Here is a 23,567-nt window from a genome sequence, read left to right as displayed (position 1 = left end):
TGAGACTGACTGGCCTGTTTAAAGCCATATCAGCTCACTCCTTTTTTTTATTAACAGGAATACACTTATGGCAGACAATAAAAGTGACTCTTATCAAAATGGACTAAAAGTACGCACTAAAGTTATGGGTGAGTCTCATGTACAGCGTTCTTTAAATTCGGCCACTGCTTTTACCCAGCCTCTTCAAGATTGGATTATCGAGCATGCTTGGGGCAGCACTTGGCAAGATGATGAAGTATTGCCTCATAAATACCGCTCGCTAATTACCCTAGCCTTTTTAATCGCTCAAAAAAGCCCCAATGAATTAAAAGGCCATGTCCGAGGGGCAATTAATAATGGGGCAACTGTGGCGGAGATTCGTGAAGTACTGATGCACAGCCTGCCTTATTGCGGCGCGCCTGCTACCCAAGAAGCATTCCGAGCCGCTATAGAAGCTTTAACTGAACTGGGCATTGATTTAGATGATGACTCACTCTAGTCAGTTGGGTGAAGATTATCTTGCTGCTGTTATCGGGTTGAATTCTCCGCGTTTAGCCTAATATCTGATATAATACGATCACTCATTTTTATATTTTGAATAACTAATAAACCCTAATATTATCAAGGGTTAGGACAGAAGCTGATTATGACAACTACAGTGCAAACTTTCGTGCCAGCAGCCCCACCAAAACCAAAGAAAGCGGTTAAAGGTGAAAAACTTCGTGGCTATGACAAAGTAGCTCGTATCCCAATTAAGGTAATCCCTACGGTAGAAGCGCCGAAGAAGCCAGATTGGATTCGCGTTAAGATGTCGTCACCTGCTGAAGTTGATCGCATCAAAAAGACTTTACGTAAGCAAAAGCTGTACACAGTGTGTGAAGAAGCAGCCTGCCCAAACCTACCGCAGTGCTTCGGTGATGGTACCGCTACCTTTATGATTATGGGTGATATCTGTACCCGTCGCTGCCCATTTTGTGATGTGGCACATGGCCGCCCAAATGAGCTAGATAAAGATGAGCCACGCCATACCGCTGAGACCATCCAAGGCTTAGGTCTTAAATATGCAGTTATCACTTCAGTTGACCGTGATGATTTAAAAGACGGCGGCGCTCAGCACTTTGTTGATGTGATTAATGAGTCAAAAGCATTAAGCCCAAACTGCTTAATTGAGATCTTAGTACCTGATTTCCGTGGCCGTATGGAAATAGCTTTAGACTTATTAACAGAAACCGCTCCTGATGTATTTAACCACAACATTGAAACGGTACCTCGTTTGTATAAAGCGTTCCGTCCAGGTTCTGACTACCAACACTCACTAGACTTGCTAAAACAGTACAAAGCACGTCGTCCAGACATCGCAACTAAGTGCGGATTTATGGTTGGCCTTGGTGAGACGGAAGAAGAGGTTTATGCCCTACTTGACGATCTAAAAGCACATGATGTGGACATGATTACTATTGGTCAGTACCTACAACCTAGTAAAAACCATGCCCCAGTGGATCGTTATGTGCATCCAGACGAGTTCCAGCGTTACATGGATTATGGCAAAAAAATTGGCTTCTTTAGTATTTGGGCCGGCCCTATGGTTCGCTCAAGCTACTTCGCCGATCGTCAATACTATGGTGAAGACTGCCCAGCACCTATCCGTAGTAAAAAAGCTTTGGCTGCTGAAGCTGAAGGTAAGAGACTGGGTTGTTAATCTATCCCCATCGAATTATTAGCTAAGTAGCTATTTAAATTCAGATAGTGTTGAATAAAAAAGGAAGCCGATTGGCTTCCTTTTTTTGTGCATAATAAGTGCTTAACTATAAAGTGGTTACTTGAACAGGCTTATTGTTAGACTTATTGGCTTTCATATTTAAAGCAAAAATACCTAGTACAATAACACCACCAATAATATCAGTCATTGTTTCAGGGTAGATAAGTAACAAGGCACCAGCCGCTAAAATTACACGCGTTACTGCATTCATCAACCCCCTAAAGTAACCCTCAACAGCTGCACTTAACCCAATAATACCAGTGATTGAAGTCAGCACTACGATAGCAATATCCATAATAGGTGGCAAAGGAAATTCTTTGGCAGTAACCGCTAACCCTGTTGGATCAATCATTAGCATTGTTGGATTATAAATAAACATAAACGGTACGATAAATCCTGCTAATGCTAACTTTAGAGATTGAAACCCAGTTTTCATGGGGTCGCCACCAGCAATACCCGCACCGGCAAAAGCAGCCAAACAAACAGGCGGTGTAATATTGGCAAAGATACCAAAGTAAAATACAAACATGTGCGCCGCTAAAATAGGAATATCAAAGCCCGCTAATGCTGGAGCAGCCATAGTCGCAGTAATGATATACGCTGGGATAGAAGGCAGCCCCATACCTAATACCATAGAGGCTAGCATCGTTAATATTAAAGTTAAGAATAACGAGCCAGCTCCTAAGGTAACAATCGATGATGTCATGACTGTACCAAAGCTAGTTAAGCTCACCACACCAATAATGACACCTACTACCGCACAAGCAGCCATAACTGCAAGAGATTGACGAGCACCATCTTCTAAAGCTCCTAAGATATCCTTAACACTCATACGCGTCTCTGGGCGTAGCATACTAATTAAGACAGTAAACCCAATAGTATAGGCTGCGGCATAACCCACGGGAACGTTTTTCATCAATAGCGTGATAAGAAATACAATGGGCAACAGCATATGGCCCCGAACTTTCATCACTTCTTTAACACGAGGCAAGCTCTCTTTAGCAATCCCCTTCAAATCTCGACGCCCGGCTCTAAAGTGTACCTGAGCAATTACTCCAAGATAATAAAGAACTGCTGGCAATAAGGCAGCCAATGCAATGGTTCCATATTTCACCCCAGTGGTTTCTGCCATAATGAAAGCACTTGCCCCCATAATAGGCGGTAATATCTGCCCCCCTACTGATGCGCTGGCTTCTACCGCGCCTGCGAAATTCTTGTGATAGCCCACTCTTTTCATTAGTGGAATTGTAAATGCTCCTGTACTTACCACATTGGATAATGCAGAGCCATTGATACTACCCATAAAACCACTGGAGAGTACTGCTACCTTGGCTGGCCCACCTTGTTTATGACCAGCTAACGCCAGAGCTAAATCGTTAAACAACTGCCCCATACCAGATCGTGCTAAAAAAGCTCCAAATAATATAAATAAGAAGATAAAAGTAACTGATGCACCGATGGCTGTTGAGTATAAACCTTCCGTTTTTAAAAACAGCTGACCAAAAATATCCCCCATATCATAAGGACGAGTCAGTAGTCTATCTGGCATAAAGTCTAGATGGCTGATGAAGGGATAAGCTAAAAAGATACCTGCTAACAACGGTAGAATGAAGCCTGTAATGCGCCGGCTACCTTCTAACACACAAATCACAGTTATAATTGAGAATATAATATCGACTTGATTGGCCATACCCCCACGAGATGTGACAATATCTTGATAGGAATAAAAAAGATAAGCGACACCAGATAAAGATAGCAGCAACCATATCCAGTCATACCAGGCCACTTTTTTCCGGCTACTAGATTTAGTGGCTGGAAAGATCAAAAATATTAAGCCAAATCCTACCCCTACGTGTACCGCCCTTTGTAGTAAAGCCGGCATGGGGTTAAAGGTAATATATAGATGAAATAATGAATATAAGATACAAATAGCTGCGATAAAGTATTTAACCGGCCCTTCAGTTAAATGACGAGTAATGGATTCTCGATCATATTTTTCTAATATCTCTTTACTTACCTGATCACTACTGTGCTCATCCTTGTGAGTAGTCATTACAATGGTCCTTTTCTAATATATCTATCACACTGTAGCTTTTAGGGGCGATAATGACTTCTGAATAATCTGGCACCCACTGATAGATCAATAACTTGTGTCCACCATAGTGCAGCTCGCCTTTGGTTAATCTAGAAACCACCCAATTAAGCTGTGTGAAATCCCTGTTAATTCTATACCCTATAAAGCCTGGTCTACTTTGTATCTCTACCTCCTCAGTCGAAGGTGTTCCCGCCCCAAAGGCTTTAAAGTAAGTTTTAGTTAGTAGAAGATGGGTTGATTTATTCTGATACCACTCTTCCCACCACTGCTTTTCGACAGAATGCATCCACCGCAGTTGAAAATTAGGTTCACTAAAATAGCAAACCCTGCCCTCGGTGCTAACTTCTGTAACTTCTTCTCGCCACAAAAAAACAAAAAATGCAGAGACAACTGACAGTACAACTGCCCCTGCATATAGTAATTGGTATGCCTTATTAATTTTATTGACTAGCCTGCTCATCATAGAACTTTTTGGCCCCTGGGTGCATAGGTGCTACCATACCTTTCTGAGCATCCGCTAGACTAATGGCAGCTGCAGCTTGGTGTGCATTCTTTAGACCATCTAAGTTATCAAACAGAGCTTTTGTTAGCTTATAGCCATCTTCTTCTGATAAGTCAGAACTAACTAACAGTGCGTTCATAATGGCTACAGTCGGTACAGCTTCTTCATTACCGTAAGTACCTGTTGGAATTTCAAAAGTATTAAAGTAAGGCTTTCGAGTGATAATTTCTTTGAGTTTATCTTGGTCAACACTTACCATTTTTAGGTCAAAGCCTTGTTCAAGCTCCATTATTGAAGAGTTTGGCAGGCCGCTATTAAAGAATGCAGCATCAATTTTTCCAGCTTTCATCGCATCAGCAGCTTCAGCAAAGCTGAGATAATCAACGGTAATGTCATCATAAGTTATGCCGAACTCTTCTAAAAGTGTTCTAGCATTGACCTCTGTTCCTGAGCCCTGATCGCCCACGGCTATACGTTTACCTCTGAGATCTTCAAGAGTATTGATTCCTGAATTCTTTGCAGCTGCTACTTGCATTACGTTAGGATATAAAACAGCGATTTGCTGAATATTAGTAACCGGTGCCGTAAAATTATTTACCCCTTCTACTGCATCAGTGACGACATCACTCATGACAAACGCCATATCTACTTTGCCCTGAGACAACAGATTAATATTTTCTACCGATGCCCCTGTAGTTTGGGTTTTTGAGTTCACTCCGAATGTTTTGGCATAAATTTCCGATAGTGAGGTCCCAATAATATTGTAAGGACCAGATGCGCCACCTGTAGCTATAGTCACAAATTTGGTCTGCAGCTTATCTGCAGCGGCAGCTTCTGAAGTTGTATCGCTACCTGCTGGGGTTTCATTTTTTTGATCAGAACAGGCACTCATACCTAAGCTAGTCAACAAAATAGCTGAGGCAAGTAATGATTTTTTGGAAAGCAAGAACGTGCTAAAAGATGACAGAGTTGTCATAATTATATCCTTATAATTTTATGGCTAGAGGTGAATATCATTTCACCTGAGAGAGTGTTTTAAAGACTATCGAGCCTTTGTGTATATATTAGTAATATTTATACCATATATTCTAACATTACGATACATCTCAAGACTGTAGATTTTAAAAAAAAATCTGCATTTAAGCTATACTATCCTTGTGCATAATATAAGCATATATTATCACCATATCGATAAATTTATGCTTAAAACCTATCACTAATATACGATTTTCTTACATACAAATTATCTATGAATCGAATTTAACCACAAAACACGATAGTGGTACTCTAATCGCATCCCATTGATTAAACTTAATACAACTCTTCACAAGGATTCATCATGGCTAAGACTATTATGTCGTCCGATCAAGTACATTCACTACATAACACCTTATATACCCCAAAGAATACCGCAAAGGCGACTTTATTAATTGTACATGGCATGACTGAGCACAGTGGCCGTTATGAAAAGTTTGCACAGTACTTAGCTGAGCAGGATATTGCCGTATTAACCTATGATCAATTAGGACATGGTCGCAGTATTAATAATGCTGATGAACTGGGCTATTTTTCTAAATCATATCCGGTGCAAACCTTGCTAAAAGACGTAATTATTATGGCCGACACTCTAAAGCGCCAGTATCCCGATGTGCCACATTTTATTATGGGACATTCAATGGGCTCATTTATAGTGCGCAACGTGCTACAAGTGCACAGCAGCGAGTTTGCGGGCGCTATTATTATGGGCAGCAGTGATTACAACCCGTTAATTAAAGCTGCCTTACCAATAGCTAAAGTGCTTAACCAGTTACAGCCTAAACGCCCTAATCCTGCTTTTGCCACTATCATGAGTAAGATGTTTAATGCTCAATTAAAAGATAAAACTTCAGACTCAGATTTTGCTTGGTTATCGCTTAATCAAGCAGCAGTGGCTGAATATGAAAGCGACCCTCTTTGTGGCTTTGACTTTACCAACAACGGATTTTGGACTTTATTTAGTCTAATGGACACAGGTCTTACCAAAAATTGGGCTGAGACCATCGACCCTAACTTCCCTATGCTATTTATTAGTGGGGAAAACGACCCTGTTGGTAATATGGGCAAAGGCATACGCAAGCTAACCAAACGCATGAAAAAACAAGGATTTAATCACTTAAGCCAGCAGATTTATCCGTTAATGCGCCATGAGCCATTACACGAAGAGGATAACCAACAAGTTTATCAAGACCTTTATGACTGGATAAACCAAGCCTCTAAATAAGATAATCTTAAGCCTGATAACCCACTCTTAAGTTTTATAGTTTGCTAAAGTAAAAAAAATTAGCGACAATATCCAAGGCGTTACCTGCTGTATAACAGGACGCTTTGGATCTAAACCCTTCTATTTGGAAAATATATGTCATTAGAAAAAATTATTGAACAAGCTTTTGAGAACCGTGCTGAATATAGCCCCAGCACCATGCCACAAGACGTTAAAGACGCAGTTAATAGCGTTCTTGAACAACTAGATAATGGTAGCCTGCGTGTTGCTGAAAAGAAAAATGGTGAGTGGACAGTCAACCAGTGGGCTAAAAAAGCAGTACTCTTGTCTTTTCGCTTGAACGATAATTACCCGATGCAAACGGGTGAACATCTACAGTTTTATGACAAAGTTCCAACTAAGTTTGCCACTTGGACTGAACAACAATTCGCTGAGTCTGGTGTGCGTGTGGTTCCTCCTGCCGTTGCGCGTCGTGGCTCATTTATCGCGAAAGGCGTGGTATTAATGCCAAGCTACACCAACATTGGTGCTTATATTGATGAAGGGGCTATGATTGATACTTGGGCAACTGTTGGCTCATGCGCTCAAATCGGTAAAAACGTCCACTTATCAGGCGGTGTTGGTATTGGCGGTGTGCTAGAGCCACTACAAGCTAACCCGACTATTATTGAAGACAACTGCTTTATCGGTGCACGCTCTGAAATCGTTGAAGGCGTTATCGTTGAAGAAGGCTCAGTGATTTCTATGGGCGTTTACATCGGTCAATCTACTAAAATTTATGACCGCGAAACAGGCGAGGTTCACTATGGCCGCGTACCAGCAGGTTCTGTGGTAGTTTCTGGCAGTTTGCCTTCAAAAGATGGCTCACATAGCTTATACTGTGCAGTTATCGTCAAGAAAGTCGATGCAAAAACTCGCTCAAAAACCAGTATTAATGAACTACTACGCTTAGCTTAATTGCTATTAGCATGATAGACATTGATTTTGCTAAAGTTTTTCGCCAGTTATTAGCAGGCTAGACACTATTGATAGCCACATAGATATGGATAAGGTGCTTAGATAACTCTAAGCACCTTTATTCGTTTTTATTGATTGCTCCTCAAATTCTAACAAGTATTACTCTATACACGAGCACCCTATTCTTTGTTTGCTTTTTGCTCATCGCCAAATTTATCAAGGCACACATTATGACTCAAAATACACCCCTACGTAGCCAAGCTATTCCTGTCACTGACCCTGAATCTGGGTTACGTATGACGGAGATTTTTTACTCTTTACAAGGGGAGGCTCTGACTTCAGGCCTACCCACAGTATTTGTTCGTCTGACAGGCTGTCCGCTACGCTGTGTGTATTGCGATACCACCTACTCTTTTACTGGCGGTGAGCGCTTCTCATTAGATGCCATTATGGCAGATATTGGCCAATACCCTTGTAAGCGGGTCTGTGTGACTGGCGGTGAGCCTCTGGCTCAACCTAACTGCATCGCTTTAATCAAAAGACTGCTTGAAGAAGGTTATGAGGTTTCATTAGAAACAGCCGGGGCTTTATCTGTGGCTGAAGTACCTGATGCAGTAAGCAAAGTTATGGACATCAAAACGCCAAGTAGCGGTGAGTCAGATAAAAACTTGTGGTCCAATTTAGAGCACCTGACCCAGCATGACCAGCTAAAGTTCGTCATTATGAACCGTAGTGATTATGAGTGGTCAAAACAGAAGGTCGCAGAGTACCAGCTAGATAAAAAAGTAGGCACAGTATGGTTCTCCCCCATGTTCAACGTCCATGAAGATGCTCAAGGGGATGTGGCAGCGGTAGATGTCCCTAGTTTGGCCCGTGAATTGGCCGAATGGATTTTAGAAGATGCTCTGCCAGTAAGATTACAGCTGCAGCTTCATAAAATTATATGGGCAGATGCTAAAGGTAAATAGAAGACCCTAAACCCACAACAGCCGAACTAGAAGGAGTCTCTCATGGTCAGGCTGATATTGATTACCTTAATTGCTAGTGCTTTTTTTAGCTCTACCTATATCCTAAACGAATTAATGAGTAACTCCGGGGGACACTGGTTTTGGTCCTCAAGTCTACGCTACCTGTTTATGTTAGTCATATTAACCGTAATGATTGGCATACAACACGGCCCCTCCCGGGTTCAGCAGTTGTGGACGATTTTTAAAAATCACTGGGGCTTTTGGACCATCACCGGCAGTATCGGTTTCGGTATTTTTTATGCTGGACTGTGTTATGCCGCCGATCATGTCAGTGGCTGGGTCGTCGCCGCCACTTTCATGTTCACTGTAGTGGCCAGCTTATTTGTGTTGATGGCTTTTGGTCATAAGTTTGAAAGAAAGCTTATCTTCTATGCCGTCTTAGTGTTGGTTGGAGTTATTCTGGTCAACTTGAGTGAAGCCTTATCTGCGCCTACGGGAGCCATAATGGATATCCCGTTATCAACGGTTTTAATTTATGGCGCCCTGCCCTGTATCATAGCCTCATTTAGCTATCCTATCGGCAGTCAGCTGGTGTGGCAGGCTTCCTATAACTCGCGGCAATTAAATGTAGAAGAGATTGCAAAGGCCAAAACTGCCAAGCGCTCTGTTGACCAAATCTACTGGGATAATGAGGGCTTTGATGCCTTTGAGGCGTTAACCACCATTTCTCCTAGAATTATCTCGCTTGAAATGGACGACTACATTGATACTGACAGTCCAACCCCTAAAGTAGAAGAGCTGCCCAAATCTAAGTTAGAAGTTTTAGTGGCTAAAATACCAACCATCCCTACTAACTTGCTGAGTAATTCATTTAATAAAGTATGGCTGATGACCATGGGCAGCCTGCCTTTTTGGTTAATTTTAGGCCTATTCATTCAGCCCAAACTGCCTGATTTAAGCCAAGTAACCAATACTTTATTGGTGGCTTTTTTATCAGGCGTTATAGCCACTAGTGTCTTTTTATTCGCCCGAGAACGAGCAGAAACCTCAAGTGAAGTTGCAGGTGTCGATGCCACTCAGGCCAGTGAAGTGATATTTGCCTTAGTGGGTGGCATGGTGTTTTTAAATAACCCTATGCCCTCTGCTTTAGGATTGGCAGGCATAGCCATCATTATGACTGGGCTGATTCTGTTCGCAAAAAATGGCTAGCCCTTTTAAATAAGGGGCTAGTAGCTTCATAAACAGCAAACATGGACTGTTAAGCTTTATGATCTTTGTCTGCAAAAATTTTGAAGATATAGTCTATATGCTGCTCTACAATATCTTTTGAAAACGGATCCTTTCCTGATAGACGCTTAAACTGTGGGGCAAAGGTAAAGATAGAAGTTACCGCACCCATAAATAAATAACGGACATGTAAGCTATCCCCTTTAGGCATTAATCCCAACTTCTGAGCCTGCTTCAACAGATCCAACTCAGAGTCTGAATACTGCTTGATGTATTTATCAGTGAACCAATTTAATAGCTCTGAGTCGCCTCGATTGGCTTGAATCATAAAGCGGTGAAAGTCGGGGAAATCTGCACTAAAGTTAATATAGTGCTTCAGTAGCTCTCGGAGCACCTGAGGCTGATCTAAGTTGCCAAGGCTCTCAAGATATTTTTCTGATTGTTCAGTATACGTATCAAATATGGCTTCAGCGGCAGCTTTCCATAGGTCTTCTTTGGTGCCAAAGTGATGGGTAATAAGTGTATGGTTCACCCCTGCTGTGCTGGCAATAGCGCGTGTAGAAACCCCTTCAAACCCTGCAGAAGCGAACTCTTTTAAAGCAGCATTAAGTATCTTACACTTCGTCTCGCGCGAGCGTTTTTGTTCTGAGCGTTTGGGGGGGTGACTTTTCTTTTGTGGCGTTCATTTCGTCCTCAAGTATCAGTAATTAGTGGTTTTAAACTCTTATCGACTAGTCATCAATTATTAATATAGCCTAACTATATACAGAGCCTAAATCCTATTTTGCGTATATTGAGTTTAACATATCTTTTAAAGAACTAAATTTTTAACCCAATATCAGAACCCAAAAGGACCCAAGCTTATGCTTGAGCCCTTTAGGATTTTCTATTAGTCAGCTTATTTATAACTCATAAAAGCTGAGTTTAATGAAGCCTCTTACTAGTCAGTAAAACTAATCAATAGATTACTGATTAATAACATCTACCCCTTTAGGTGGAGTAAACTTGAATTGGCTGCTTGGAATACTAGAGTTTAGCTTCACGTTACTAAATTTAATCGAAGTTACCTGACCCAATGAGTCGTTTAATACCATCATCACTGGTTTGCCGCCACTGAAGCTTACCGCTAAGCTATTGAAGTTACTGCCACTAGATTTTGGATACAGCACATAATAGTTTTTCTTAGCATTTGGCTGAGTGATTTTAAAGTTTTTAGCAATTTTACTTGGATCACCAGATAGCAATAAAGCTGGCGTGTTGCCTAGTTGCTGATCGGCATTTTGACGAGTAACTTGCTCTAAATCTTTGTCATATACCCAAAGCGCGCTACCATCAGTTACGATAAGCTGCTCAGAGGGTGAAGTGATGTTCCAGCGGAAGTTGTTAGGACGCTGCAAACTCACATTACCTGAAAAAGTACCACTTTGAGCACTTAGACCACTTTTACCACCATTTGCCCCTTTGGTAGTTTGAGTGAAGTTGGCTGTCATGCTTTTGGTATTACTTAATAGAGTATTTAAGCGCTTAGCTGCAGTTAAGTTATCTGCTGCTGTCGCAGCTTGCGCGGCTTGTGACACAGCCATAACTGGCATACCCAAAATTAAAGCTCCAGATAGCGCAGTGCCCATTACTTTTTTCATCATAGCTTTTGTCTTGTTATTATCATTTACTTGAGTTTTCATAATTTCATTGTCCTTCAATGGTTAAGTGCCCTACTGCCAAAACTTCAAAGCAAAAATATCTATTCATAAAATATAGCCTATTAGTCGTGGGTATTGGCACAAATCGTACTAAATTAAGTCGATCAAAAATATAAGCAGTTAACAGCAGCTCATATAAACCGCCCTACTTATAACTTGCTGAGTAGTGTGCCATTTCTTTTATTACCTGACTAGAAGATAATTGCAAAAAAAACTTCTGGCTTGTTACACAGTTATGATTTGCATAGCGTTAAACGCTTAATTGTGTCACATACTCTATTTCTGTAATAACTTTTAACATTTGATATTTTGCCAACTACAGACATAAAAAAAGCCCTGATAAAATATCAGGGCTTTTTTTGGTTAGGATTGGTTGTCCAACCCAAATTCAAGTGATTATGCTTCTTGAACAGAAACGTAACGACGGTTGAATTTACCTTTAGTATCGAACTTAACAACACCATCAGTTAAAGCAAATAGAGTATGGTCACGACCCATGCCTACGCCTTCGCCTGCGTGGAATTCAGTACCACGTTGACGTACGATAATGTTACCAGCCACAACATCTTGACCACCAAATACTTTTACGCCAAGCATTTTTGGGTTAGAGTCACGACCGTTACGAGTTGAACCTGCGGCTTTTTTATGTGCCATGAGAAATCTCCTTACTGAGACTAATTTATAAAAACTTTATACTATATAGATAGCTAATATTAGGACATCAAACCAATACTGTAAATTGTTTAATGTAAAAGCCAGCTATCCATATACTTGTAAAGGGAAATAACCAGCTATTAAACATTAATCGCTTTGATTTTAAGAAGCGTGTACCACTGACGGTGACCTTGCTCTTTGTGATAATGCTTACGACGCTTGTGCTTAACGATACGGATTTTTTTACCGCGACCGTGCTCTACTACTTCAGCTTCAACGCTTGCGCCTTCAACAACTGGCTGACCAATTTTATAATCATCGCCATCAACAACCATTAATACGTCTTCGATTTTAATGGTTTCGCCTTTTTCAGCTTTTAGTAGCTCAACTTTTAGTAGTTCATCAACGTTTACACGATGCTGTTTACCACCACTTTTAATAACTGCGTACATCTTATGACTCCGTTTAACCCGTGTGCCGTGGTTATCCAAATACCTGAAAGTATTTAAAATAACACTTCAGCTTTTGCCTGATCTACGTACACGACAGGGAAAGTTACAGAAAATAGCTTTGAAACAATTCCGATAGGCCAATAAATAAAGAGAGTCTTTATTATTAACTGATGCGGTATTGCCATAAGCTTTGAATATGAAGACGGAATTTTACGCACTTATGGCCAAAATTGCAATAGATGAATGCAAATTAGGCCTATGTTATTATGCGTTACGCCATTAATAGCTATTATTTATCCAAACTGTGTTAACAATGCAAAAACGATATATAACTCTTAAGCAATGAAAACTGTAATAGAATGGCGATTTATAGGCTGGTTTAATATCGAATCATTTTTTATATGGTAAGTATTGCTATACACTATAATAGCTAATTAAATAGACACTTATTTGTCAGACTATCAAATTTTAGGTGTTTACATTAGATTTAAGACCATTAACTGTTAGGTTAGTTGGCCTGTTGTAGATTTGAATCACTTTATAATAACTTTTCATTATTCTCATTTTAGTTGACCGTAAATATGACCACATCAAATACCGCCTCATCAGCTGCTGAAACTTCAGCTCCGTTATCAAATGAAACTCCAATCGTGGACTATGCTGATATTCAACAAATTATCGCTGATGACTTCGCTATCATGGATAAGCAGGTCTTTGGAAGTTTAAACTCTAAAGTTCAATTGGTAATGAATGTCTCTCAGCATGTGATTAATGCTGGCGGCAAACGTATGCGCCCCCTTATCACTTTACTGTGTTCAAGACTGTGTAAGGATGAGCAATCTGAAGATGCCATGCATTTGGCTGCGATTACTGAGATGCTTCATACCGCCACTTTAGTGCATGATGATGTGATTGATGAGTCTGGTATGCGCCGTGGTCGTCCTACGGCCAACGCTACTTGGGACAACCCTACTGCGGTACTGGTAGGCGACTATTTAATTGCCCGTGCTTTTAACTTATTGGTTGGTTTTCAAAGCCTACCTTTATTACAGCTGTTCTCAGATGGTACTTGTGATATCGCAGAAGGTGAGGTATTACAGCTACAACATCAGCACAACCCTGAAGCCACAGAACAAGACTATATGAACATTATCGATGGTAAAACCTCTCGACTGTTTATGATGGCAACCGCTGGTGTGGCAATCCTACAAGATAAGCCAGAATTTATGCAGCCCTTTAGTGACTTTGGTCAACACTTCGGTAATGCGTTCCAAATCATTGACGACGTTCTAGATTACAGCGGCGACAGTGAACTTATGGGTAAAAACCTAGGCGATGACTTGGCCGAAGGTAAGCCTACCCTACCTACTATTGTTGCTTTACGCTTATTAAAACAAAGCGATGAGGCCAAGTACAATAAATTACGCATTGCGGTTCAGACCGGTAAAGTTGATGATGCTCAAGGCCTAATTAAATTGGTGCAAGAATCAGGATCACTGGATTACTGCCGCGAACGTGCTTTAGAAGAAACCCGCTTGGCACAACAAGCGCTAAGCCAACTTCCTGATAACCAGTACCGTCAAGGTCTATGGCAATTAACTGAACTTGCCAGCTCTCGTTTGGCTTAAGCTGTTATTTGGTCTAAAAGATATCTGTTTTTTGCTTCATTATGATCTACATCCTATAAGAGCCTAATAAATAGCAATATGAGCTCAGAAGATGCAACCGTCTTCTGAGCTTATTTTTTTGGGTTAATGGAGCAATAGAGACTAAAAAGGTTTAACTAAATAGCATTAATTGTAGGTTCATGCCTGTTATACATTACACTTGTAATATATAATGTTGCTTTTATTTATAAAAATATCGTCAGTTTTTACTTACATTAAGTCGGTCTAATGCTCGCAAAAAGCCACCATAGCTACTTTTAGCGACCTTGAAAGTTAATCAGACCTTTCTGTTTTTTGCTTTTGTTTAATGTAGCTACAGTAATTATTCCTGCTAAAAAAGGTTTATAAGTCGCCTATTTATTTATAAACTAGGAAGATGAAAGTATAGTCACTACGATATTTACAAATTTAAAACAAGCATCTAGCTTTTCATTGCTAAAGTACGTGTAATTTGTAAACACACACCATCCTCTTGCGTACAAGCTAGCAAAATTTTGCTTGTGATGACCCACTACTAAGGTTTTTTTACATGAAACACTCGCACCTTTTCATCGCTATTAGTTTAGCTGTATCCGGCCTATTTATTGCTGGCTGTGATAAAAAAGACGACGAAGCAAATGCTGCAGCTGCTCAGCAACAGATGCCCCCGGCAGTTGTGAATGTCATGCCCGTCCAATTCCAAACCGTGCCTTTAGTTCATGAGTTCTCAGGTCGTACTGCCGCGTACGAGGTAGCCGATATCAGACCTCAAGTGACAGGCGTTGTGGACGAAATCCTTTATCCGCAAGGTCGTATGGTTCAAAAAGGTCAGCCTCTATATAGAATCAGCCCTGAAAACTATCAATCTAGTCAAGGCGCTAGCCTAGCGGCGGTGCAACAAGCAGAAGCGAACGTTCAAACTGCTAAAGCCAGTTATAACAACGCTGTGGCCAATATCGAATCACAAAAAGCGCTTTTAGAACAAGCTCAAGCTGATGTTCAACGTCTTAAGCCTCTGGTTGCTCAGCAAGCTATCTCAGCACAGCAATACGAACAAGCAGTTACGCAGTTAAAGACCGCTCAAGCTGGTTTAAATAGTGCTCAAGCGGCCGCGCAGCAAGCACAAGCTAACATTGCCAGCTCACAAGCTGCTGTAAATACTGCCAAAGCTCAATTGTCAGGCACTCAGTTAGACCTGAATCGTACTATCGTAAGAGCCCCAATCTCTGGTATTTCAGATCGCTCTAATGTGACTGCCGGTGCGTTAGTGAATGCTAACCAAGCCAACCCTATGGTTACTATCTCTAAGATTAACCCTATTTATGTAGATATCAGTCAATCTTCTTCTGAGTTATTAAAACTAAAACAGCAACAGGCCAGTGGCGCGCTTCAAGCGGGCACCAATACGGTCGAGTTGGTATTAGAAGATGGTAGCACCTACCCTATTAAAGGTCAGATGTCTTTAGCAGAAGCCAATGTCGATCAAGATACTGGAGCGGTTACTCTACGAGCTATCTTCAAAAATGATAACTATATGCTACTACCAGGTATGTATGTCAAAGCACGTCTGGTTCAAGGCCTAATTAACAACGCTGTTTTATTGCCACAAAGTGCATTAACGCGTACGCCTAAAGGCGACACTCAAGTATATATCGTTGACCAGAACGATAAGATTCAGGTCCGTGATGTTACTGTTGAAGGTACTTATAACGGCAACTGGATTGTTACCGACGGTTTACAAGCCGGTGAAAACATCGTTGTGATAGGTGGCTCTAAAGTGAAGCCAGAGCAAGAAGTGGTAAGTAAGCCTTATCAAGCTGCTTCTGCAGGTAACGCCGCACAGCAAGGCGGCGCAGCTCAAGCACAAGGTCCTGTAGCCAATAAGTCTCAAACACCAAAAGGCCCGGTAGCGCCGCAAAAGCAAGAAACACCTGAGACGGACGCTGCAAAATAACTCAAAAATAGGCAGACTAGGAAAATATCATGTCGAGATTTTTTATTAACCGCCCTATTTTTGCATGGGTAATATCAATTTTAATCATGCTACTGGGCATTATCGCGGTCATTAACTTGCCGATTGAGCAATACCCTCGTATTGCACCGCCAACGGTTAGTGTCAGTACCTCTTATCCAGGTGCTAACGCCCAAACTGTTGAGGATTCGGTAGTTCAGGTGATCGAACAACGTATGAAGGGTCTTGATGGCTTAATGTATATGTCATCAACGAGTTCTTCTAGTGGTAGCGGTTCAGTTACCCTAACCTTCGAAAACGGTACCGATCCAGATACCGCGCAAGTTCAAGTACAGAACAAACTACAAGCGGCCATGAGTGCGCTTCCTGAATCTGTACAGCGTCAAGGGGTAAACGTTAACAAGTCCTCAAGTGGCTTCTTAATGGTTCAAGCCTTCATCTCTGAAGACGGCTCTATGGACAACGTAGATATCGCGGACTACGTGGCCTCAAATATTGTGGACCAAATTAGCCGTGTTGAAGGGGTGGGTGACGTACAGTTATTCGGTTCTTCTTACGCCATGCGTGTTTGGTTAGACCCTGCTCGCTTACGTAGCTATAACTTAGTTCCAGGCGATGTGGTTAACGCCATTCGCTCTCAGAACGCTCAGATTTCAGCGGGTCAATTAGGTCAAGCGCCTGCTAATAACGAAAAACAAGTTATTAACGCAACGGTTACCGTACAATCTTATTTACAGACTCCTGAAGAGTTTGAAAATATCTTGCTAAAAACAGACAGCTCAGGCGCTCAAGTTCGTCTGCGTGATGTAGCAAATGTAGAAGTAGGTAGTGAAAACTACAGTGTTAACGCCCTATACAATGGCAAAAAATCAGCAGGTATGGGTATTTCACTGGCACCAGGCTCTAACGCTTTAGATACCAGACAATTGGTTGAACAGCGTATGGCTGAGCTTGAAGCCAACTTCCCACCAGGGCTAGTTTCTGTAGTTCCTTATGACACTACACCTTTCGTTAAATTATCTATTGAGCAAGTTGTTAAGACGCTAATCGAAGCCATTATCTTAGTATTCTTGGTAATGTTCTTATTCTTGCAGAACTGGCGTGCCACTATTATTCCAACACTAGCGGTACCTGTGGTTCTGTTAGGTACGTTTGCGGTACTGTACATTGCCGGCTTTAGTATTAACGTCCTGACCATGTTCGCTATGGTTCTGTCCATTGGTCTACTTGTGGATGACGCGATTGTTGTTGTGGAAAACGTTGAGCGTATCTTAGAAGAAGATCCGCACATCTCTATTAAAGACGCTACCATCCAATCGATGGGCGAGATTAGTAAGGTTGTTATTGGTATTGCTTTGATTTTATCAGCAGTATTCGTACCAATGGCCTTCTTCGGTGGCTCAACAGGGGTTATTTACCGTCAGTTCTCAATTACCCTAATTACCAGTATGGTACTGTCTGCGGTAGTTGCCTTAATCTTTACCCCAGCACTGTGTGTGACTTTATTGAAACGTCAAAAAAATCATGGTGAAGACAAAAAAGGCTTCTTCGGATGGTTTAACCGCACTTTTGATAAAACCAGTCGCTCTTATGAGAATATTATTGGTAAAAGCGTTAATGTAAAATGGTTATATGCTTTAGGTTACGCAGCTATTATTGGTTTAATGGCAGTAATCTTCATGCGTATCCCAGGGTCATTCTTACCTGAAGAAGACCAAGGGATTATGATTACCTTGGTACAATTACCCTCGGGCTCCTCTTTAGATGAAACCCAAGCGGTACTTGATAAAGTTTCAGGTTATTATGAAAGCCAAGAGCCTGACAACGTGGCCTCTGTATTTACCGTAGCTGGCTTTAGTTTCGCCGGTCAAGGTCAAAACATGGGCTTAGCCTTCGTCCGTTTATCAGACTGGGAAGGCCGTGTTGGTGAAGAAAACTCCGCTCAGGCGGTAGCAGGCCGCGCCATGGGCTACTTCTTTACCCAGATTAATGAAGCTCAAGTATTCGCAGTAGTTCCACCGGCTATTACTGAATTAGGTAACGCCAGTGGCTTTGATTTAATGCTACAAGACGTGGGCAATATTGGTCATGACGGTCTGGTAGAAGCCCGAAACCAGCTGTTAGGTATGGCGAGCCAGAGCGATCAAGTTGCGGGTGTCCGTCCTAACGGTCAGGAAGATGCGCCACAGCTAAAAGTTAATATTGATCAAGAACAAGCCGCGGCTTATGGTCTACCCTTGTCTTCAATCAACAGTGTGCTATCAACTGCTTGGGGTTCATCTTATGTCAATGACTTCGTAGATAGAGGTCGTGTGAAGCGAGTATTCGTTCAAGGTGAAGCCGACAGTCGTACTAACCCTGAAGACATTAACAAGTGGTATGTGCGTAACGACAAAGGTGACATGATTTCATTTGATGCCTTCTCAGACAGTGAATGGCAACATGGTTCTCCGCGTCTAACCCGTTATAACAGCTTCCCTTCAATGAACATTCAAGGTAATGCCGCACCCGGTTTAAGTACCGGTGAAGCGATGGAAGCCATGGAAGCCATGGTAGGTCAATTGCCTGAAGGTGTGGGCTATGAATGGACCGGCATGTCACTTGAAGAGAAAAAGTCAGGTGCACAAGCGCCGATGCTGTATGCTCTATCTATTTTAGTTGTTTTCTTATGTCTAGCAGCCTTGTATGAAAGCTGGTCGGTGCCCTTTGCGGTTATTTTAGTGATACCATTAGGGGTATTAGGGGCGGTTATGTTTACCTGGTTCCGAGACTTTGCAAACGATATTTACTTGCAAGTGGGTCTATTAACCATCGTAGGTCTATCCGCTAAGAACGCTATTTTGATTATTGAGTTTGCTAAAGAACACCAAGAGGCTGGCATGTCCTTGAAGGATTCGGTTATGGTTGCTGCCCGTCAGCGCCTCCGTCCTATTATCATGACTTCATTGGCATTTGGTCTAGGTGTATTACCACTTTACTTAGCAACCGGTCCAGGTGCAGGAAGTCAGAATGCCATTGGTACCAGTGTCGTAGGTGGTGTACTTACCGCAACCTTCTTAGGTATCTTCTTTATTCCTATGTTCTATGTATGGGTACGTACCATATTTAAATATAAAGGAGATGGCACAAATAACGGTTCTGGCAATGGTGTTCAAACTCAGCCTAATCCAGCATTAGCGACTACTGATACGAGCACAGCCTCTACCCCAGCCAATTTTGGAGATAACACTCAATGACGACATCTGTAAAATCAAATATAACTTCTAAAAGTCGAGCCGTGAGTGCATTTGCTATGAATACATCTAATAAATGGGCACGTTTATTTGGTTTATCTGCTTTGACAGTCGCTATTAGCGCCTGTCAAAGCATACCAACTGCTGATACAAGCCCGGTAGTTGCTCGTCCCAATATTCCTCTTCTACCAGGGGAAAATTACGAGCTTTATGGTAATAACCAAGTGCCTTCAAGTCTTGCCGCAGTACGTTGGCAGAGCTTTTACACCGACCCTAAGCTAAAAGCGCTTATCCAAATGGGTCTAGATAACAACAAAGACGTTAAGCAAGCTGTGCTGGCTATCCAGAAAGCTCAAGCTCAATACCGTATTACCGACAGTAATGATGCGCCTAATGTAGGGCTTAACGGTGAGTACTCTCGCGGTGCAAATAATGCCAGAGACCGTAACCCTAGTGATAACTATAGTGTCGGTCTTGGAATGGCGGCTTATGAGCTTGATTTCTGGGGTAAAGTTGCCAGCCTAAAAGATCAGGCATTACAAAACTACTTAAGCACCACAGCCGCTAAAGATACCGCTCAAGTTAGCTTAATTGCCAATATCGCCAAAAGCTATGTCAACCTAAGCTATCAGCAAAAACAGCTGGAGCTTGCGGTGAGTACGCTACAAACTCGTGAAGAGTCATTGCGCATCACTAAAGCCCGTTTAGACGCAGGTATCGACTCTAAAGCGCCTTCTCTACAAGCAGCCGCTTCAGCTGAAACTGCTCGTATTGCGGCATTAAATGCTCAAAGCGGAGTATTAAAAGCCAGAAATGCGCTGAAATACCTAGTTGGCGCCCCTATCACTGATGATATGCTCCCAGATCCTGCAGTACCAGCTATTGCTTCTAGCCAAGTATTAAGTGCTGGCCTGCCTAGTGATCTGCTACGCTACCGTCCTGACGTACTTCAAGCTGAATATAACTTAAAAGCAGCGGGTGCTAATATTGAAGTGGCTCGTGCTGCGTACTACCCTTCAATCAGCTTGACAGGCAACCTAGGCTATTCAAGTAGTGACTTATCTGACTTGTTTAAAAGTAGCGCTACCAGTTGGTCATTTGGCCCATCAGTTAAGCTACCTTTATTTGATGCCGGTCAACGTGACGCCAACTATGAAGTGGCGCAGATTGAGCGTGATCAAGCCGTTGCTCAATACGAAGGTGCTGTTGAAGCGGCCTTTAAAGAAGTGAATGACGTACTGGCTGACCGCGCAACGCTGGATCAAAGAACCCAGGCTGAATACCGCTTACAAGAGAACTATCAAGGCCTATTTGATATCTCTGAAGCGCGCTTTAAGGCCCAAGTTGATGACTATCTTGCGGTTCTAGATGCGCAGCGTTCTTTATTCTCAACTCAGCAGTCTATCTTGAATTTAGAGCAAGAGCGTCTAAATAACCAGATTGATCTGTATCGTGTGTTGGGCGGCGGCGCTAACTTAGGTCCTGTTGCTGTTCCTACTTCCAAGTACCGCAACTTAGTGAATGTCTTTGAGGGTCAAACCGATAAGCAAAAAGCTGTACAAGCAGTTGAAGCCAGTCGCGGTCCTGCTATTGTAACGCCTGAGCAAGCTCATAACATTGAGGCCAATCAGCCGGTTAAAGTGGTTAAGCAAAAAGAGTTAACCTCGGTAGATATTAACGATGACAACAATACGGATGCTTATATTTCCGTTGTTGAAACCACAACTCACCCTGCTGGCTCAAAAGTGGTAGATACTAAAGAAGGGGTTGAGGTGGTTGAGCCTTAAGCTTTATCTTCTTAGTAAAAAAATAAACCCCATAAGTTAGCTTATGGGGTTTATTTTATGGTGCTTTAGTTATTGTAATGGCCAATCTAATTAGCACACCTTTAGTCAGGCAAGTCGTGTCTGATGTGATCCGGACTTAAGCCAAAAGAAAAAACAAAGGTTGCCACTAAGCTATTAACAATAACAAACGCCACATCCAAACCTTCATGCCCTAACACAAATTTGCCTAATAATGCAGATATTAACAGCATACCTCCAAAGAACATTGCCAAATAAATTTTAATTTTAGGATGTGAAAGGCTATAAGGCTGCTCTGGCTTAGAGCCTTTTTCTAATACGTACAAACGAACTGCCCAGCCTGCTGCGTAAGCCAACGCCCCCATTAATAAATAATTTAAAAAACCCATTTTTATTCCTAATTACCTAGTGACTTAGATACTAAACTTTAATGCTGTAGAGGCTTTAAAACTCATTATGCCTTAGTGTGCTTTGAGCTTTTAAACTTTATACTTTTAAATAAAACCGTTTAACTCTCTACCTTGCCTGCAGGCTTGATTACGATATTACCCACGTCTTTATTCTGCTGTGGGTTTTCTACCAGGTCTTCTGCCGGTGTGTCATCGCACTCAACTTTATAGATGGTATTAGAGCCTTGCAGAATAGAGCCTAGATAAGGGCTGTCTAAAGTAGGATCAATATTGACATAAGCCTGCTTAACCTGCGCCACCACAAAAACTCTATCTGGTCGACCAATCATTCCTTCTACATTATTTTTATCAATAGAGAAGTACTTTGAGACTTGGTCAAGAGCGATGGGTTCTAAAGCTTCTGGGTCATCCCAAACTCTATTAGCAGATTCAGGCTCTTTCATCTGCATCACTAAGCCTTGTGCTTGTTGGCTTACCTTAATTTGTGCAGGCTCATCTTGACTCACGGTGTAGCAGCCTGAAAATATATCAGCGTGTTGCTTAATGCTTTGTTCAGAATTTAAAGCTTCGCTGGTGGATTCGTTAGTTACAACGGGATCTGAAGTATCCGACTTATCACAAGCGGTTACAAACAATGCCGCACCTGATAAAAGGAGTGCTGAATAGATTTTTGATAGATTTAGTGATTTCAAAGCAAAGTTCCGGTAGCTAAATATAATTAGCTGTATTTTAGCAAACTTGCTGTCGCTGTGGTGACTATTGGCAAATATATTAAAGGGGTTACAAACAGTAACCACAAAGATACCTAAAACTATCTATAATCACTCATTATGAGTAGATTATTAAGCATAAAACAAGCAGCTAATCAGTTAGGCGTTTCTGTCTCAACTCTACGAAGATGGGATGAGACAGGTGTACTTGTCGCCCAAAGAACACCCAAAGACCATCGTAGGTATGACTTATCTAAAATAAACCCCAACCTGACTCGTAATAAGGTGGAGCAACAACGTAAAACCATAGCTTACGCTCGTGTTTCAAGTCATGAACAGAAGCCCGACTTACAGCGTCAGATTGAAATTCTTGAGCTGTATTGCTCTGCTCAAGGCTGGTCATTCGAGGTGATTAGCGATCTAGGTAGTGGTATGAACTATCATAAAAAAGGCTTAAAACGCCTGCTTGATGATATTTTAGACAACAAAATAGACAGGCTGGTGCTAACTCATAAAGATAGATTACTGCGTTTTGGGGCAGAACTTGTTTTTGCTTTGTGTGAAGCTCGTCAAGTTGAAGTTGTTATCATTAATCAAGGTGAAAACTTATCGTTTGAAGAAGAATTGGCGCAAGACGTACTTGAGATCATCACAGTGTTTTCAGCAAGACTTTATGGTTCACCTAGTAAGAAGAATAAAAAACTCATTGAAGCAGTTAAGGCAAGTTTAGAATGATACGAGGCCATGTCATTGAGCTTACTCCAAACAACAAGCAAGCCACTTACTTTGCTAAGGCTTGCGGTATAGCTCGTCTTGCCTATAACTGGGCGTTAGCTCAGTGGCAACGACAGTATGCTCAAGATAAAGCCTATCGTGATGCTTGCCTCATTATTGGTATTGATGTTGATGAAAGCAAATTACTAAAGCCCACTCAAGGCAAGCTACGCAAACAATTAAACGCCATTAAGCGTGATAAGTACCCGTTTATGCTTGAGGTAACGAAGTGCGCCCCACAGCTTGCTATTATGCAACTAGGTGATGCCTACAAACGATTTTTTAAAGGCGAGGCTAAGTATCCACAGTTTCGCAAGAAAGGCGTTAACGATAGGTTTAGCCTGTCCAATGACCAGTTTGCTGTTAAAGGCAGACAGATTCGCATACCAAATCTAGGTTGGGTTCGTATGCGTGAAGCCTTGCGCTTTGACGGCAAAATACTCTCAGCTAAAATCTTTAGTCGA

General features: G+C 41.8%; 21 protein-coding genes. 12 read left to right on the top strand and 9 right to left on the bottom strand.

Annotated elements, in window-relative coordinates; genetic code table 11:
* Positions 1-67: 67 nt before the first annotated feature.
* Together A1232T_RS09005 and lipA are read left to right on the top strand one after the other, a co-directional pair.
* Positions 68-478 carry a carboxymuconolactone decarboxylase family protein gene (locus tag A1232T_RS09005; RefSeq protein WP_077449107.1) on the top strand — a complete coding sequence of 137 codons (411 nt, stop codon included), beginning with the start codon at positions 68-70 and terminating at the stop codon, positions 476-478.
* Positions 479-625: 147 nt separating this feature from the next.
* Entirely contained in the window at positions 626-1,678 is a 1,053-nt protein-coding gene (gene lipA / locus A1232T_RS09000; protein WP_077449106.1) for a lipoyl synthase, read from the top strand.
* A 106-nt stretch (positions 1,679-1,784) separates the two neighbouring features.
* Here the strand turns inward: lipA and A1232T_RS08995 are convergent, their stop codons facing one another.
* From A1232T_RS08995 to A1232T_RS08985, 3 genes are read right to left on the bottom strand one after another with little or no spacing between them, the layout of a single operon-like run.
* Positions 1,785-3,791 (bottom strand): TRAP transporter permease, encoded by a 2,007-nt coding sequence (locus tag A1232T_RS08995; RefSeq protein ID WP_077449105.1) that lies wholly within the window; start codon positions 3,789-3,791, stop codon positions 1,785-1,787.
* The gene (locus tag A1232T_RS08990; protein WP_077449104.1) at positions 3,772-4,296 is read right to left on the bottom strand and encodes a DUF1850 domain-containing protein; all 525 of its coding nucleotides are present in this window, start codon (positions 4,294-4,296) and stop codon (positions 3,772-3,774) included. The genes A1232T_RS08995 and A1232T_RS08990 overlap by 20 nt, the downstream gene beginning before the upstream one ends.
* Positions 4,274-5,311 (bottom strand): TAXI family TRAP transporter solute-binding subunit, encoded by a 1,038-nt coding sequence (locus A1232T_RS08985; protein WP_077449103.1) that lies wholly within the window; start codon positions 5,309-5,311, stop codon positions 4,274-4,276. Before A1232T_RS08985 ends, A1232T_RS08990 begins: the two co-directional genes overlap by 23 nt.
* Positions 5,312-5,674: 363 nt before the next feature.
* On the opposite strand from A1232T_RS08985, the gene A1232T_RS08980 reads away from it, so the two are divergent.
* From A1232T_RS08980 to A1232T_RS08965, 4 genes are all read left to right on the top strand, one after another.
* The gene (locus A1232T_RS08980; RefSeq protein ID WP_077449102.1) at positions 5,675-6,595 is read left to right on the top strand and encodes an alpha/beta fold hydrolase; all 921 of its coding nucleotides are present in this window, start codon (positions 5,675-5,677) and stop codon (positions 6,593-6,595) included.
* A 135-nt stretch (positions 6,596-6,730) separates the two neighbouring features.
* Entirely contained in the window at positions 6,731-7,552 is an 822-nt protein-coding gene (gene dapD, locus A1232T_RS08975) for a 2,3,4,5-tetrahydropyridine-2,6-dicarboxylate N-succinyltransferase (protein WP_077449101.1), read from the top strand.
* Positions 7,553-7,782: 230 nt separating this feature from the next.
* Positions 7,783-8,520 (top strand): 7-carboxy-7-deazaguanine synthase QueE, encoded by a 738-nt coding sequence (queE, locus tag A1232T_RS08970; RefSeq protein WP_077449100.1) that lies wholly within the window; start codon positions 7,783-7,785, stop codon positions 8,518-8,520.
* A 42-nt stretch (positions 8,521-8,562) separates the two neighbouring features.
* On the top strand, positions 8,563-9,729 hold the full coding sequence (locus A1232T_RS08965; protein ID WP_077449099.1) for a multidrug resistance efflux transporter family protein: 1,167 nt from the start codon (positions 8,563-8,565) through the stop codon (positions 9,727-9,729).
* 49 nt (positions 9,730-9,778) lie between these two features.
* Here the strand turns inward: A1232T_RS08965 and A1232T_RS08960 are convergent, their stop codons facing one another.
* The 4 genes from A1232T_RS08960 to rplU all read right to left on the bottom strand — a co-directional run bounded on the left by A1232T_RS08960 (position 9,779) and on the right by rplU (position 12,553).
* Positions 9,779-10,360, bottom strand: coding sequence for a TetR/AcrR family transcriptional regulator (locus A1232T_RS08960; RefSeq protein ID WP_077449098.1), 582 nt, complete (start codon positions 10,358-10,360; stop codon positions 9,779-9,781).
* Between the two features lie 352 nt (positions 10,361-10,712).
* On the bottom strand, positions 10,713-11,429 hold the full coding sequence (gene lolA, locus A1232T_RS08955) for an outer membrane lipoprotein periplasmic chaperone LolA (RefSeq protein WP_077449097.1): 717 nt from the start codon (positions 11,427-11,429) through the stop codon (positions 10,713-10,715).
* 414 nt (positions 11,430-11,843) lie between these two features.
* Positions 11,844-12,101: a 50S ribosomal protein L27 gene (rpmA, locus tag A1232T_RS08950; protein WP_007393804.1), complete on the bottom strand. Its 258-nt coding sequence runs from the start codon at positions 12,099-12,101 to the stop codon at positions 11,844-11,846.
* A 140-nt stretch (positions 12,102-12,241) separates the two neighbouring features.
* Positions 12,242-12,553: a 50S ribosomal protein L21 gene (gene rplU, locus A1232T_RS08945; RefSeq protein ID WP_007393805.1), complete on the bottom strand. Its 312-nt coding sequence runs from the start codon at positions 12,551-12,553 to the stop codon at positions 12,242-12,244.
* Positions 12,554-13,134: 581 nt separating this feature from the next.
* Between rplU and A1232T_RS08940 the strand changes: the two genes are divergently transcribed.
* From A1232T_RS08940 to A1232T_RS08925, 4 genes are all read left to right on the top strand, one after another.
* Entirely contained in the window at positions 13,135-14,181 is a 1,047-nt protein-coding gene (locus A1232T_RS08940; RefSeq protein WP_077449096.1) for a polyprenyl synthetase family protein, read from the top strand.
* A 568-nt stretch (positions 14,182-14,749) separates the two neighbouring features.
* Positions 14,750-16,153, top strand: a complete 1,404-nt coding sequence (locus tag A1232T_RS08935; protein WP_077449095.1) for an efflux RND transporter periplasmic adaptor subunit — start codon at positions 14,750-14,752, stop codon at positions 16,151-16,153.
* 29 nt (positions 16,154-16,182) lie between these two features.
* Positions 16,183-19,407 carry an efflux RND transporter permease subunit gene (locus A1232T_RS08930; RefSeq protein WP_077449094.1) on the top strand — a complete coding sequence of 1,075 codons (3,225 nt, stop codon included), beginning with the start codon at positions 16,183-16,185 and terminating at the stop codon, positions 19,405-19,407.
* 56 nt (positions 19,408-19,463) lie between these two features.
* Complete coding sequence (locus tag A1232T_RS08925) at positions 19,464-21,191, top strand: efflux transporter outer membrane subunit (protein WP_244152434.1); 1,728 nt, start codon at positions 19,464-19,466, stop codon at positions 21,189-21,191.
* 101 nt (positions 21,192-21,292) lie between these two features.
* Here the strand turns inward: A1232T_RS08925 and A1232T_RS08920 are convergent, their stop codons facing one another.
* Complete coding sequence (locus tag A1232T_RS08920; RefSeq protein WP_077449092.1) at positions 21,293-21,598, bottom strand: hypothetical protein; 306 nt, start codon at positions 21,596-21,598, stop codon at positions 21,293-21,295.
* A gap of 119 nt (positions 21,599-21,717) precedes the next feature.
* On the bottom strand, positions 21,718-22,311 hold the full coding sequence (locus tag A1232T_RS08915) for a hypothetical protein (protein WP_077449115.1): 594 nt from the start codon (positions 22,309-22,311) through the stop codon (positions 21,718-21,720).
* 138 nt (positions 22,312-22,449) lie between these two features.
* On the opposite strand from A1232T_RS08915, the gene A1232T_RS08910 reads away from it, so the two are divergent.
* Together A1232T_RS08910 and A1232T_RS08905 are read left to right on the top strand one after the other, a co-directional pair.
* Positions 22,450-23,064 carry an IS607 family transposase gene (locus tag A1232T_RS08910; RefSeq protein ID WP_077449091.1) on the top strand — a complete coding sequence of 205 codons (615 nt, stop codon included), beginning with the start codon at positions 22,450-22,452 and terminating at the stop codon, positions 23,062-23,064.
* A partial coding sequence (locus A1232T_RS08905) for an RNA-guided endonuclease InsQ/TnpB family protein (RefSeq protein ID WP_143513976.1) occupies positions 23,061-23,567 on the top strand: 507 nt, incomplete at its 3' end. The genes A1232T_RS08910 and A1232T_RS08905, both read left to right, overlap by 4 nt.

Origin of the sequence: Psychrobacter pasteurii (assembly GCF_900162815.1) — a bacterium.
In the GTDB taxonomy this organism is placed as follows: domain Bacteria; phylum Pseudomonadota; class Gammaproteobacteria; order Pseudomonadales; family Moraxellaceae; genus Psychrobacter; species Psychrobacter pasteurii.
The sequence above is the reverse complement of the archived record's forward strand: the minus strand, read 5'-3'. Positions and strand labels throughout refer to the sequence as shown.